The organism is Acinetobacter sp. AOR12_HL, from assembly GCF_027855275.1.
Lineage (GTDB): Bacteria > Pseudomonadota > Gammaproteobacteria > Pseudomonadales > Moraxellaceae > Acinetobacter > Acinetobacter baumannii.
The window spans coordinates 233,211-247,256 of the sequence record NZ_JAKTIJ010000012.1 but is presented as its reverse complement, the minus strand read 5'-3'; the positions used below and the strand labels follow the sequence as shown (position 1 = coordinate 247,256).

General features: G+C 37.3%; 11 protein-coding genes. 5 read left to right on the top strand and 6 right to left on the bottom strand.

Going from position 1 to position 14,046, the window contains the following annotated elements:
• Positions 1–76: 76 nt before the first annotated feature.
• A protein-coding gene (locus MKL36_RS05420) for an IS3 family transposase (RefSeq protein WP_085944219.1) occupies positions 77–1,221 on the top strand; the annotation gives its coding sequence in 2 pieces (ribosomal slippage) (positions 77–341 and positions 341–1,221; 1,146 coding nt in all).
• Positions 1,222–1,292: 71 nt separating this feature from the next.
• Here the strand turns inward: MKL36_RS05420 and MKL36_RS05415 are convergent.
• On the bottom strand, positions 1,293–2,840 hold the full coding sequence (locus tag MKL36_RS05415) for a flavin-containing monooxygenase (RefSeq protein WP_086374123.1): 1,548 nt from the start codon (positions 2,838–2,840) through the stop codon (positions 1,293–1,295).
• 121 nt (positions 2,841–2,961) lie between these two features.
• Between MKL36_RS05415 and MKL36_RS05410 the strand changes: the two genes are divergently transcribed.
• From MKL36_RS05410 to MKL36_RS05395, 4 genes are all read left to right on the top strand, one after another.
• Positions 2,962–3,981, top strand: a complete 1,020-nt coding sequence (locus tag MKL36_RS05410; protein WP_000830348.1) for a helix-turn-helix domain-containing protein — start codon at positions 2,962–2,964, stop codon at positions 3,979–3,981.
• A gap of 83 nt (positions 3,982–4,064) precedes the next feature.
• The gene (gene zapE, locus MKL36_RS05405; protein WP_000933387.1) at positions 4,065–5,207 is read left to right on the top strand and encodes a cell division protein ZapE; all 1,143 of its coding nucleotides are present in this window, start codon (positions 4,065–4,067) and stop codon (positions 5,205–5,207) included.
• 370 nt (positions 5,208–5,577) lie between these two features.
• On the top strand, positions 5,578–7,743 hold the full coding sequence (locus MKL36_RS05400; protein ID WP_000126961.1) for a malate synthase G: 2,166 nt from the start codon (positions 5,578–5,580) through the stop codon (positions 7,741–7,743).
• A 102-nt stretch (positions 7,744–7,845) separates the two neighbouring features.
• Entirely contained in the window at positions 7,846–8,295 is a 450-nt protein-coding gene (locus MKL36_RS05395) for a GNAT family N-acetyltransferase (RefSeq protein ID WP_021510825.1), read from the top strand.
• 66 nt (positions 8,296–8,361) lie between these two features.
• Here the strand turns inward: MKL36_RS05395 and MKL36_RS05390 are convergent, their stop codons facing one another.
• The 5 genes from MKL36_RS05390 to MKL36_RS05370 form a co-directional block, all read right to left on the bottom strand.
• A complete protein-coding gene (locus MKL36_RS05390) occupies positions 8,362–8,775 on the bottom strand; it encodes an ExbD/TolR family protein (protein ID WP_000525670.1) in 414 nt (137 codons plus the stop codon).
• Between the two features lie 19 nt (positions 8,776–8,794).
• On the bottom strand, positions 8,795–9,217 hold the full coding sequence (locus tag MKL36_RS05385) for an ExbD/TolR family protein (RefSeq protein ID WP_000525864.1): 423 nt from the start codon (positions 9,215–9,217) through the stop codon (positions 8,795–8,797).
• Positions 9,218–9,232: 15 nt separating this feature from the next.
• A complete protein-coding gene (locus MKL36_RS05380) occupies positions 9,233–10,114 on the bottom strand; it encodes a MotA/TolQ/ExbB proton channel family protein (RefSeq protein ID WP_002009183.1) in 882 nt (293 codons plus the stop codon).
• A 40-nt stretch (positions 10,115–10,154) separates the two neighbouring features.
• Positions 10,155–10,871: an energy transducer TonB gene (locus MKL36_RS05375; RefSeq protein WP_021510824.1), complete on the bottom strand. Its 717-nt coding sequence runs from the start codon at positions 10,869–10,871 to the stop codon at positions 10,155–10,157.
• 108 nt (positions 10,872–10,979) lie between these two features.
• Positions 10,980–13,679 carry a TonB-dependent receptor gene (locus tag MKL36_RS05370; RefSeq protein ID WP_021510823.1) on the bottom strand — a complete coding sequence of 900 codons (2,700 nt, stop codon included), beginning with the start codon at positions 13,677–13,679 and terminating at the stop codon, positions 10,980–10,982.
• Positions 13,680–14,046: the final 367 nt, after the last annotated feature.

The following is a 14,046-nucleotide window of genomic DNA, read 5'->3' as shown; positions in this document are numbered from 1 at the left end:
AGAGGTGGATCAGGAAATTTGAACAACACTTATAAGTGATATTTTGCTCCCCAAATGATGTTATAAACATCAATATATGGAGTATTTTATGGCACGTAGACCAAGAAGAAATCATTCAAATGATTTTAAAGCTAAGGTAGCACTTGCTGCGATTAAAGCAGAAAAAACACTTGCTGAATTGAGTGCTGAATTTGATGTTCATCAAAACCAAATTATCGACTGGAAAAATCAACTGATTTCAGCTTCCTCGCAAGCTTTCGATCAATCAAAAGCTCCAACAGAACCACCCATCGATCTAAAAAAACTACATGCAAAAATCGGTGAGCAGGCATTAGAAATTGATTTTTTAGAAGGTGTGTTGAAGAAACTGGGCCGCTTCAACCACAAAAGTTAATCGATGACTCACTTCAGATTTCAGTATCTAAGCAAGCTCAGCTGCTGAAAGTCTCCCGTGGTTGTTATTACTATCGCCCAAAACCTGTGAGTGCATCAGATCTGAAGCTGATGCGGTGTATGGATGAGTTACATATGCAATACCCTTTTGCAGGTAGCCGTATGATGCGTGATTTGTTGAATCGTCAAGGACATCATATAGGACGACGTCATACACGTACTTTAATGAAGAAAATGGGCATTAATGCGTTATATTGCAAACCAAATTTAAGCCAGGCTAATCAAGCTCACCGCAAATATCCATATCTGCTCAAAGGATTGGCTATTCAGCGCAGTAATCAAGTGTGGTCTACGGATATAACGTATATCCCTATGGCAAAAGGCTTTGTTTATTTATGTGCTGTGATTGATTGGCATAGCCGCAAGGTACTTGCGCATAGAGTATCGATTAGTATGGAGGTTACATTTTGCATAGAAACATTAAATGAAGCTATTGAAAAATATGGTCGACCTGAAATATTTAATACAGACCAAGGCAGTCAGTTTACCAGTGATGCATTTATTGATGTATTGAAATCAAATGACATCCAAATCAGCATGGATGGTAAAGGTCGATGGGTTGATAATGTGATGGTTGAACGATTATGGCGGAGCGTTAAATATGAAGAGGTGTATCTCAAAGCCTACAGCAATGTTTTGGATGCGAAGAAGCAATTAAACGCATATTTTGAATTTTATAATTTGAAACGACCTCATTCGAGTCTGGACAAAATGACTCCAGATGAGTTTTACTATGACCAGCTACCACAACAAAATAAGGTAGCTTAACTAGAGCAGAGTATCACTTATAAATAAGCTTTTAGTTGTTCAAACATGTGGGACCACCTCTATTGAACATATTATGCTGCATAGCTCTGTGAGCATTTATTTAATAACAAATAATCTTTAGGATTAACTTTACGAGTGTCTAGCCAATATTTCCATGTATAAGTTGGCCATAAAGAAAAGTTCTTTCCATCGGCAGCTTGATACCAGCTGCTACATCCGCCAGCTTGCCATACAGTACCTTGAAGTTGTGTTTGTATTCTTTCATTGAAGGAATCCTGAACTTCCGGTTTAACTTCTATAGCGTGCTGTCCAGATTTTTCAACTAGATCAATAAGCTGTAAAATATAATTAACTTGTGACTCAATCATAAATATAATCGAATTATGACCTAAAACGGTATTTGGCCCGACCAGTTGAAATAGGTTAGGAAAATTCTTGGTCATAATTCCATAATAACTTTCTGCACCGTTTTTCCAAGCCTGTTTCAATTCAATTTGATTGCGACCAATACATGTAAAATGTTTTAAATAAATACGTGGATCGGTAACAAAACCAGTTCCATAGATTAAACAGTCAATTGGTCTTTCTTTTCCATCCTTTGTAATAATACTGTTCTCTTTAATTTCTTGAATACCCTCGGTCACTAATTCAACATTTTTACGGTTAAAAGTAGGGAAGTATTTATTTGAAATAAGAATGCGTTTACAGCCCATCACAAAGTCTGGTGTAAGTTTCTTGGCTAAACCTTTATCTTTAACTTGGAAACGTATAAATGCCTCAGCTAATTTTTGCCCATATTTCATGATTTGCGGCTGAACTATAGGAACAACGCGAGATTCATTACTCCAATAAAGGCGACTACGATGAATTTGTCGATAGAAGTTTGATTTTTTAAATAGAGCTTTGCTCAAATTAGAGTATTTACGCTCATCTCGTGGGATAACCCAAGCTGCTGTACGTTGGAATACATATAATTGCTTAACGTCTTTTGCGATTTCTGGAATATATTGAATTGCACTACCACCAGTACCAATGGAAGCAACTGATTTACCTTCTAGACTGTAGTCATGTTCCCATCGGGAAGAGTGAAAAACTTTACCCTTGAACTTTTCAATACCTTGAATATGAGGGATTTGTGGAATATGTAGCGGACCTGATGCAAAAACTACAAATTGTGCTTCGAGAGAAGGTTGGTTTGCAAAATCTAGTGTCCATATATGGCGCACTTCATCATACTGTACATGAGTAACCTCATGGTTAAACTTACAGTAGTTTTTAATTTGATATTGATTGGTTATATCTTGGATATAATCGAAAATTTCAGGAGCTTCTGCATAACGTTTTGACCAGTCAGTTTTAGGTGCAAAAGACAAAGAGTACATATGTGATTGAACATCACACGCAGCTCCTGGATAGCGGTTTTCACGCCAAGTTCCACCGACATCATTAGATTTTTCTAAAATAAAAAAATCTGATTGTTGGCTTTGTAACAGACGAATAGCCATGGCAAGGCCACCGAATCCAGCACCAATAATTGCGATTTTAGTTTTTTGAATAGCATGTTGTTTTGCGTTTAGCATTGGAAACCCTGCATATGCGGTAAAGAGGATTGCAGGCAAGACTAACGTTTTTTAAACAGTTTAAACATGATTGTATCGACGTGAAAATTGATAGATTCGGCAATTAATTTTATCACTTCTTTATAGTAAAACATTTCAGTCTAGGGAAATTGATAAAAGAATGAAACGATCGGCACTTGGTTTAATCTATTTAATTCAAGGAATGCGCAATGCGGGCATTGATGTCGACTCACGTTTGGCAGATATAGGTATTAAAGTAGATTCCTTGGACCCAAGCTCAACAATTCATGACAGTTTGGAATGGGATATACAGCAAATTATTAGTGAGAATGTTGACCCAGAGAAAGGATTATTTATTGGACAACATTACGCATTGGCAGGTTATGGTCCTTTACTCATGTTACTTGTGACCAGTCATGACATACAAACGGCGTTAGAAAAAGGCATACAGTATCAAAAGCTTACTCATTTATTTGGTACTTTGAGCTTACAAGAAACTGAAAAACACATCATTTTGAACTATTTACCGGTCGATTTAAAAACAGAAATCGGTTTACTCCGTGCCCAATGCGAAATTTCGGGTACTTATAAGTTTATTCAGGATATTTATACCATGATGGGCTTAAAAATGCCTGATATGCGTATAGATTTACCATTTCCGAAACCCTCTGATCCAGATACCGTTGCTCAATATTACGCATATTATGGAGATGATCTACATTTTAATTCTACACATGCAGCATTTAGCCTAAGTAAGAATGTGCTGGAAATAAAAATTCCTTCAGCAGATATTATTACTCATCGTATCTATGAGGCTAAATGTATTAAAGAAATAGAAAGATTAAATGAACAAGATCATCAAATACCGCCTATTATTCAATATGTGCAAGATTATTTAGAGCTACAACAAGGAATTATCCCGAGCATGGCGGAAACCGCTTTTGCTTTGAAAATGCCTGAAAGGACATTAAGGCATCAATTGCAGCAGCTTAATACGAGTTATAAACAAATTCGTGAACAGATTATTAAGAATAAGGCGCTTAAACTTATGGAATATAAAGAGTATTCAATAGAAGTTATTGCAGAAGCACTTGGTTATTCTGAACCTGCCGCTTTTAATCATGCATTTAAAAGATGGTTTGGACAGAGTCCTCGGCAATATGGAAAAGAGTTTTACTGAGTGTAACTCTTGATGCTAAAAGCTAATGTGGTCGGACAAAATGTTCGCTATACTCTCTTCAGTTAAAATTGAAATAAAATGATATGTTAAATTTAAAATCTTCTCATAGTACTGCATTTACTCCGTCTTCCCCAGCAGAGCGCTATGCTGAGGCATTGGCTTCAGGCCAGTTTATGGCAGATGAGGCACAAGCACAGGCAGTGCAAGAATTAGATCGTGTATGGAAAGAACTTTTAAATCGTTATAAGGCTTCTAAAAAAGCTTTCCGTCGTTTCCGCCGCCAAACTTCTCCAAAAGGTGTATATATGTGGGGCGGTGTAGGACGTGGCAAAACTTGGCTTATGGACCAATTTTATGAGTCTGTACCATTTCGCCGTAAAACACGTATGCATTTTCATCACTTTATGCAACATGTTCATAAAGAGTTAAATAAACTTTCGGGTCAACGTAATCCACTCGATATCGTAGCTGATCAAATTTATAAAGATGCTGTCGTTATTTGTTTCGATGAGTTTTTTGTCTCGAACGTAACTGATGCAATGATTTTGAGTGACTTATTCCAAAAGTTATTTGTTCGTGGTGTAACGCTCATTGCAACTTCAAACATTGCACCAGACGGTTTATATAAAAACGGGATTCACCGTGATCGTTTTATTCCTACAATTGAAATGGTTAAAAAGAACTGTGTCGTTTTAAATGTAGATGCAGGGGTGGATTACCGTTTACGTGTTTTAAAACAGGCTCAATTGTTTAAATCACCATTAGGTAATGAAGCTCAAAGCTGGATATCAGAGCGTTATACTGCTTTAACTCATACTCAAACAAATTCTCATGAACCGATTGTGATCAATAACCGTGTTGTTGAAACCCTAGGGCATACGGAAGATGTTTTATGGTGTGAGTTTTCTGAACTTTGCTTAAAGCCCCGTAGTCCAGCAGACTTTATTGAAATTGCCAATATTTATAATACGGTTTTAGTTAGTAATGTTCCTCACTTAACAGACTTCTTGTCTGAAGGCACACGTCGTTTTATTTATCTAGTCGATGAATTTTATGATCGTGGAGTCAAACTACTTTTAACCTCTCAAGATAGTATTATTGATATCTATCAAGGCGAGAAATTGGCTTTTGAAATTGAGCGTACTCGTTCACGTTTATTAGAAATGCAGTCAGATGAGTATTTGCATTCTGAACATCGACATATTGATGCGACTAAAACTTCTTAAGAAGTCAGATATGAAGAGCGCTCTAAATTGAGCGCTTTTTTTACAACAAAAAAAGGTAAATTTAGCGAAATAGTACTTTTTCATTGTGCAAAGTTTGATATAACTAAATACGCTTTAGAAAAAACAAGATAGTGAAATTTTTTTGTTTGTTAACAAAAAGTCTAGTTTCAGTATCTTTAAATATTGAATAAATTGTTGGGAATCCTAGTTGGAATTTTAATATTTTCCTATATAGAAAAATTTATCTTTGTCAATAGTTATGCAAGGGAAAATGCTTACTATTTAGGAATGTGATATTAGTATTCAGCTTAATTTAAATCGGTATACTAGGATTCTCTTGGTATAAAAAGTAGCAACTTCAGGAAAGACAATGACTGCACGTATTCAAAAAGGCAAGTTAGCGATTGCTAAAGAACTTTACGATTTTATCGAAAATGAAGCTTTACCAGGTTCTGGTTTAGATAGTGAAACTTACTGGAAGAACTTTGAGCAAGTTGTTGTCGACCTTAGTCCAAAGAATAAAGCATTATTGGCTAAGCGTGATGAATTACAAGCAAAAATTGATGAATGGCACCGCAACAATAAATTTGAATTAGGTGCTTACAAAGCATTTTTAACTGAAATTGGTTATTTATTACCAGAAGTTGAAGACTTCCAAATTACTACTGAAAACGTAGATGAAGAAATTGCATTGTTAGCAGGTCCACAATTAGTAGTACCTGTACGTAATGCACGTTATTGCTTAAATGCAGCAAATGCGCGTTGGGGTTCTTTATATGATGCACTTTACGGCTTCGATGTAATTTCAGAAGAAGGCGGTGCAGAAAAAGGAAAAGGATATAACCCTGTACGTGGTGCGAAAGTTATTGAGTTTGCTAAAAACTTCTTAAATGAAATTTTCCCGCTTGCGCAAGGCTCACATGCTGATGCAACTAAATATGCAATCGAGCAGAATAAACTGGTTGTGACTTTAAAAGATGGTACTAAAACTGGCTTAGCTCATGAAGCTCAGTTTGTGGGTTTCAATGGTGAAGAAGCGAACCCTTCAGAAGTTGTTCTTTTGAGTAATGGCTTACATGTCATTATTGAAATTGATGCGAATAGCCCAATTGGCCAAACTGATTTAGCGGGTGTTAAAGATCTAACACTTGAAGCTGCGGTTACAACAATTCAGGATCTTGAAGACTCTGTAGCAGCTGTTGATGCAGAAGAAAAAGTTGAAGGTTATCGTAACTGGTTAGGTTTGATGAAGGGTACTCTTCAAGAATCTATCGAAAAAAATGGTAAAACAATTGTTCGCGCTTTGAACAAAGACCGTGAAATTAAAAATTTGATCGGTGGCACAACAAAACTTCATGGTCGTTCACTTATGTTACTTCGTAACGTAGGTCATTTAATGACGAATCCAGCGATTTTAGTTGATGGTGAAGAAATTTTCGAAGGTATTATGGATGCGTTGGTAACACCATTGTTATCAATTGCTGACATCCGTAGTGAAAACGAAAATAAAAACTCTCGTAAAGGGTCTATGTATATTGTTAAACCAAAAATGCATGGTCCTGAAGAAGTTGCTTTTGCTGTTGAGTTATTTGAGCGTGCTGAGCAAGCCCTAGGATTACCAGCGAAGTCTTTAAAAATCGGTATTATGGATGAAGAACGCCGTACATCTGTAAACCTGAAAAACTGTATTGCTGCTGCTAAAGATCGCACAATCTTTATTAACACTGGGTTCATGGACCGTACGGGTGACGAAATCCATACCTCTATGGAAGCTGCACCAGTTGTTCGTAAAGAAGCTGTTAAAACACAAAAATGGATTGCTGCTTACGAAAATCGTAACGTTGCAATCGGTTTGAAATGTGGTTTACAAGGTAAAGCACAGATTGGTAAAGGCATGTGGCCAAAACCAGATAGCATGAAAGATATGTTGGCAACTAAAGCTGCTCATCCAAATGCTGGTGCTTCATGTGCTTGGGTTCCATCACCAACTGGTGCTGTACTTCATGCGATGCATTACCACCAAGTAAATGTAAAAGCACGTCAAGATCAGTTAAAAGCTGAAGAAATGTTGTCATTAGATGACTTGTTAACTCCTCCATTTGCAACTGATACAAACTGGTCAGCAGAAGAAATTAATAACGAGCTCGAAAATAACTGCCAAGGTATTTTAGGTTACGTTGTGCGTTGGGTTGACTTAGGTGTAGGTTGTTCAAAAGTTCCTGATATTAACAACGTGGGCTTAATGGAAGACCGTGCAACATTACGTATTTCTTCTCAACATGTTGCCAACTGGTTACGTCACGGTATCGTGACTCGTGAACAAGTTGAAGAAGTGCTTAAACGCATGGCAAAAATTGTTGATGAACAAAATGCGAATGATCCATTGTATAAACCAATGGCAGCTAACTTTGAAACTAATATTGCTTTCCAAGCAGCTTCAGACCTTATCTTTAAAGGTTGTGAACAGCCTTCTGGTTATACTGAGCCATTACTACATGCGGCTCGTTTAAAATTAAAAGGTTATACAGGTGACTAATTTTAACCTGTTATAAAAAAAAGCCTCTTCGGAGGCTTTTTATTTTCGGTATATTTTGTGCTTATAGATAAGGCGTGAATTTATAAATAAAGGATTTCAAGTTTGATTAACTTAAACAATCTCGATCGTGAGAATTGGCTTCTATGCGCAAAATTATCATTAGATGAATCTCAAAAGGACTACGTCGCACCAAATGTATATTCTATTGCTGAGTCTAAAGTCGAGGAACACTATTGCCCAAGAGTGATCTGTTTTAATGATGAGGTGGTTGGGTTCTTAATGTATTGTGTGGAAATTGATCCCCCTGATGAGACATTATTTTGGTTGTTTCGATTTATGATTGGCAAAGATCATCAAGCTAAAGGTTATGGTACCTTAGCGTTGCAAATGGTAATTGATGAAATGGCTTCAAAAGGGGCTAAACGAATCCGAACGATGTATAAATCTTCTAATAATATTGCTGGAAAACTTTATAAAAAAATGAATTTTATAGAAACTGGGGAATATGATGAATGTGGTGATATTATTTTAGAGTTGGGTATTTCTTTTTAAAAAACGCTAACTGAGAATTCAAGTTAGCGTTGAAGGAAATGGAATTAACTAAAGTTAAAAGCGATATTAATTACTACTCACAATCCCAATTTTAGTTACACCTAAACGCTGTGCCGTAGCCATGACCATCGCTACATTTTTATATTCAGCCATTTGGTCTGGTTTAAGTTTGATTTGGTCTTGATCTTTTTTGGCGACAACACCTTGAAATAAAGTCTCTAGTGCCTTGCGGTCAGAAACCTGTTGGTTATTCCAAAATACTTTGCCTGCTGCATCAATTCTTACATCAATGACTTCAGGTGGCTTTTCATTTGTTGGTGGCGGTGTGCCATTTGGCAAATTAATATTAATCGCATTGTTTGGTGCAGGTATAGTAATAATAAACATAATGATGAGTACCAGCATGACATCAATTAGCGGTGTCATGTTCACCTCTAGCATTACATCGTCATCATTATTTGAGCCAACATTCATACCCATAAAATTCTCCTTAAAATCATTACGGGGAAGCTGGAGGGGTAGTAACAAAGGCAATTTTGCCAATACCAGCTTGTTTAGTCGTACTAATGACCTGATCTATCGCTTCAAAATGGGTAAGCTGATCTCCTCGAATATGTACCTCCGGCTGCGGTCTTTTTTGTGCCACAGCTTGTAATTTTGCTAACAATATTTCTTTATTCGGTACATAACTCTCGTTCCAGAAAATATCGCCTTTCTTATTAACTGAAAGTTGAATATTTTCAGGCGTGGTCGCGTACGGAGTATTTTTTTCTTCTGGTAGTTTCACCGGAACTGTATGCGTAACTACCGGAATAGTAATAAGAAAAATAATAAGTAAAACCAACATGACATCTACGAGAGGTGTCGTGTTAATCGTTCCAATCATTTCTTCATCATCTTCAGAACCAACACTCATACCCATAATGTCTGCTCCTGATTATTTAATGCTGCGATTAATTGAATTGTTGGTATTAATTTCTCCGCTTAATAAAACTGCATGTAGATCTGAACCAAATGAACGAACATTTTCCATCACTGCTTTATTACGACGAGTCAACCAGTTGTAACCCAATACAGCCGGTACTGCGACTGCAAGACCAATAGCTGTCATAATGAGAGCTTCACCAACTGGGCCTGCAACTTTATCAATAGATGCCTGACCTGAAATCCCGATTGCAGTTAAAGCGTGATAAATTCCCCATACTGTTCCGAAAAGACCTACGAAAGGTGCTGTAGAGCCAACTGTTGCTAAAAAAGCGAGACCGCCGCCTAAATGGTTTTGTACTTTTTCAATCGCACGTTGTATTGAAATGCTCACCCAAGTATTAAAGTCAATGCGTTCAAGTAGAGAGCCGCCGTGTGATTTAGTCGAGTTAATGCCTTTTTCTGCAATAAAACGGTATGCGCTACTTTGTTCTAAACCTTCTGCAGCATTATCAAGCGAAGTTGCCTCCCAGAAATGTTTTTCAGCTTCTTTACCTTGGCGTTTGACTTTACCTTGTTGTAATAATTTAGAGATGATGATGTACCAAGTACCAATCGACATGAGTACTAAAATAAATAAGGTAGACTTAGCGACTAAGTCACCTTCACGCCAAAGGGCTTCTAGACCATATGGATTTTTAACAGTTTCACTTGTTGCAGGCTTTGGTGGTGGAGTTGGAGTAGTTGTATTTGAAGTAGCTTCAGTAGTTGCTGTTGCCACAGGAGCATTGCTCGTTTCTTCTGCGAAAACTGAGCTTAATGGAAGTAACGAGCAAGCTGCGATTAAACTTGCAGAAGCGAAATGTACTAGTGGTTGAGTTGATTTTTTCATCATATATCTCCAATATTTTTTAATTTCTTGCTAATTCAATTGTTTATTCAATTACGAATGGATATTCAATTTCATACCAGTCTTGCTGAGGCACGCCATCTTTCATTGCTGGTTTGAACGTACATAAGCTGTAGGCTTTAGTTGCTGCTTTATCTAAAATTTTGCTGCCACTCGATTTTTTTACTTTGGCATCAATGACTTTGCCGGATGTATCAACCAAAACACGTATACGCACCGTTCCTTGCTCTTCGTTCATGAGTGCTTCGCGTGGATATTCCGGTTTTTCACAGCCCGCAGAGCCTTCTGAAACACCACGAGTTACACCAGCGGGTTTAGGTGCTGGTGCAGCCGCTGCCACTGGAGCGGGTGCAGCAACAGGGCTCGGAGAAGGAGTACTAGGTGCAGCAGGAGCCGGAGTAGCGACTTTAGTCGGTTGAGCTACTGGCGTCGTTTTTTGTACTGGTGTTGCTACTTTCTCTACTTCTTTTGGTGGCTCAGGAACCTTGGCAACTTTTTCGACCATTTTTGGTGGCTCAGGTGGTTTTTCCTTTGGTTTCGGCTCTTCCGGCTTTGGTGGAGGAGGTGACTTAATATCCTGAATAATTTGTAATTCCACAGGTTTTTCTGCTGGTTTTTGAATATTGTTTGCTAAACCTGACATCAGAATATAGGCAACAAGAAGATGCAGAAAAATGACTGCAGCAATACCAATTAGGCGTTTGGCAGATTTATTTTCTATGTCTGTAAAAGTCATGCCCATAGTTACTCCTGAAACTGTAGACAAACAATTTTTAAATTAATGTTTGGCTAAGGATGAGTATTCGGTCTGCAAACACGATCTCTAAAGTCGTGTTTGCAAAATAACCACTTAGAACTTGTATGTACCACGTAAATAGTATGTACGTCCTGTTGGGTCACCATACCGAGGGTCATATCCGTATTGGAAATTATCTAAAACGTTTGAAGCAGATGGGTCTTCATCAAAGATATTCTTAATACCTGCTGTAACTTCTAGATTTTTAAAGCCTTTATAGGTACCAGAAATATTATAGAGGGTATAATCACTAACTTTGTGATGATCATATTGTTCTTCACCTATCTGATTTTGATCATCGTAACCACGTACAAACTGTTGTTCAAAAACTAATTTCCAATTTTCATATGCCCAGTTAATATTAGCCGTGTGTTTCCATCGGACGACAGCAGGGTCCTCATATAGACCAACCTGTCCTGTCCATGGCTCACCTTTTGAGTCGCGATAATCTAGTTTGGATACATAAGTCCCATCAATTCCAAAGCCAAAACGGCCAGTGGATGTCATTGGAGTTAAATAATTTAGGCTAATATCAAAACCTTCTGTTTTCATGCCACCAGAGTTGAATAAGTTGGTTTTTATATAGTCGATAGTACCATCAGCATTTCTTACAAAAAGAGCAGAGTATTTTTCAGGTTCCCCAAAGATGGTGGCTTCTCCCACCTGAGCAATTAGGTCGTCAATTTTAATATTGAAATAGTCAACCGTTAGTACAAGATTTTTAATTGGTTCAAAAACAAAGCCGGCAGTAAATGATTTTGATTCTTCTGGTTGTAAATCTTTTGAGCCTCCCTGTAATTTCATAAATTGAGTATTACAAAAGTCATTTTTATTTTTCCCTTCTACGACCTCACCGCCTGGGCAATAAAGTGGGTCATTATATTTTGCACCAGTATAAGTTTTGCTTTGAGCAGCATTAATCTCATATAGGCTTGGTGCACGGAAACCTGTGCTATATGAAGTACGGAACATGAGTTGTTTTAATGGTTCCCAACGGATCGCGAATTTAGGATTAAAAGTATCGCCAAAGTCACTATAGTCATCGTAACGGGCTGCAAGTTGTGCTTCGATCGTTTTGGTTATAGGTATTTGTAATTCAGCAAATGCAGAGGTAATGTCTCGGTCACCGGAATTATCAGGTTTACTAGGGTCTGTACCACTACTAGGAGCTTGACGGACTAAATCTGCATTAATATGTTGTTTCCAATCTTGATTAGTAAAGCTGCCTCCTAAAGCAAAACCAACCTCACCAGCAGGTAAAGTAAAAATAGGGCGGCTAATACTGAAGTCAGCAGTAGTGGATTCTAAAGTTGCTTCATTATATTTCCCTTTAACTGATAAATTATTCCAGATATTAGGATCACTACTTTCACCAAATGGGTTTAATGTTCCGTTATTTAATGCATCTTGTAATTTAGTCTTATTTAATTGACCAGTAACGAAATTATCTGAGGCTTCACTTTTTGCATAGGTAACACCTGTGTTTAAATCCCAGCCCCATACGTCACCTTCCAAACCTGCAAAAAGCCGATGTGATTCATTAATTGATTTAGCTATACGGTTTCCTGCATGTGATCGTAAATAGAGTTCAAGGGGAGCACCACTTAACCCTTTAACGCTAGGAACAATACCATTGCCTGGATAATATGGACTATCACTTGGAAGGGTGACGCGAGTTGACAGATTACTGCGGCTAAATGGGTCAGGGGCAACAGAAGTGATAACTTCAATACGTGAATAAATATATTCACCAATAGCATTTAAATTATCGTTAACTTTGAATGTACCACGTCCTAAAACAGAAACGTTTTCTACATCTGGTTTGATACCTATCAAAGCTTGAGTATTTGCATAACAGAATCCTTCTTCTGCTGACTCTGCGGGACCCAAACATTGACCATTTTGAGCATAGGGATTTCCTGAAACTCCAGATATAGGGTCATAAAAATTTGAGGTAAAGGCATTAGCAGAGCGTCCATCAAGACCGAGTTCTGGTAATACTCCTCCACGTTCAGAAATTCTTCGGTCTTTCGCCATAATGCCGTTAGTACGACGATAATCTACAACACCGAAAATATTAAAACCATCTTCATCTAAGTCGCCGTAGCCACCAAAGATAGAAATATCTTGTTTATCACCACCTTTGTGTTCTGGTTGTAATAAACCTGCGCTAATACCTACACCTTGATATGTTTTTTTTGTAATGAAATTAATAACCCCTGCAACAGCATCAGCACCATAAACTGCTGAGGCACCATCACGTAAAACTTCAATACGATCAATCATTGCTAAAGGAATAATATTTAGGTTTACAGTGGAAGTACCAAAAGGGTTCGCTGCGAGGCGTCGTCCATTAAGTAAAACGAGTGTTTTATCACTACCTAAACCCCGAAGGTTAGCAGTAGAACCATCGGTATTACTGGCACCCACATTCTGGTCAGTTGAAAAACCTGCCTGATTTGAACTTACACGGGTTAATGCTTCTTCAACTGTAGTAACGCCAGCATTTGCGAGATCTTCGCCTTTAATAATGGTAATTGGCGAAGCACTTTGTGCCGCAACCCCTTTAATTGAAGAACCTGTAACGGCAACTTTTACGACTTTTGTTGGTTTTTCATCGGTACTTGATTGTTCGGTTTCTGCTGCTTGTGCCATGGTAAGACACATCATGCTTAAACTAAGGGTGCTTAATTTAAGAATTGTTTTGCCAATCTTGGGGGTTGCCTGAGATCGAACATTGTATTTTTTTTTCATCGTGGACTTGATCCCTTTTTGTTGTCGTTAGCGATATTGCTGGAAAGTTTTTAAGCAAAGCAAGTGCCAACTATATATTTTTCTTTTTTTAGTTTATGCAAAATATTGATAAATATTGATTTTATTATGCTTGAGTATGATGCTTTAGCTTTTTTGATATAAAAATAAATTTTCCATTTGGAAAATTTTTTCATGTTGGCGAAAAGTTTCAAATTTATTTGTATAAAAAATATACATTACTGGACTCTTCACATGCTTATTAAATAAAAATGTATCGTTTTAGAGCCTTTTAATATGTAATGTTATAATATTTATCATTACATGGTTAAATTATATTTTTATTATTAATCAATAGATTGTTTTAAAA

What these genes read in the sequence shown, in the direction of transcription:
- MKL36_RS05410 (WP_000830348.1), top strand. Translation starts at nt 2,962, where the DNA reads ATGAAACGATCGGCACTTGGTTTAATCTATTTAATTCAAGGAATGCGC.
- zapE (WP_000933387.1), top strand. Translation starts at nt 4,065, where the DNA reads ATGTTAAATTTAAAATCTTCTCATAGTACTGCATTTACTCCGTCTTCC.
- MKL36_RS05400 (WP_000126961.1), top strand. Translation starts at nt 5,578, where the DNA reads ATGACTGCACGTATTCAAAAAGGCAAGTTAGCGATTGCTAAAGAACTT.
- MKL36_RS05390 (WP_000525670.1), bottom strand. Translation starts at nt 8,775, where the DNA reads ATGGGTATGAATGTTGGCTCAAATAATGATGACGATGTAATGCTAGAG.
- MKL36_RS05385 (WP_000525864.1), bottom strand. Translation starts at nt 9,217, where the DNA reads ATGGGTATGAGTGTTGGTTCTGAAGATGATGAAGAAATGATTGGAACG.
- MKL36_RS05380 (WP_002009183.1), bottom strand. Translation starts at nt 10,114, where the DNA reads ATGATGAAAAAATCAACTCAACCACTAGTACATTTCGCTTCTGCAAGT.
- MKL36_RS05375 (WP_021510824.1), bottom strand. Translation starts at nt 10,871, where the DNA reads ATGGGCATGACTTTTACAGACATAGAAAATAAATCTGCCAAACGCCTA.
- MKL36_RS05370 (WP_021510823.1), bottom strand. Translation starts at nt 13,679, where the DNA reads ATGAAAAAAAAATACAATGTTCGATCTCAGGCAACCCCCAAGATTGGC.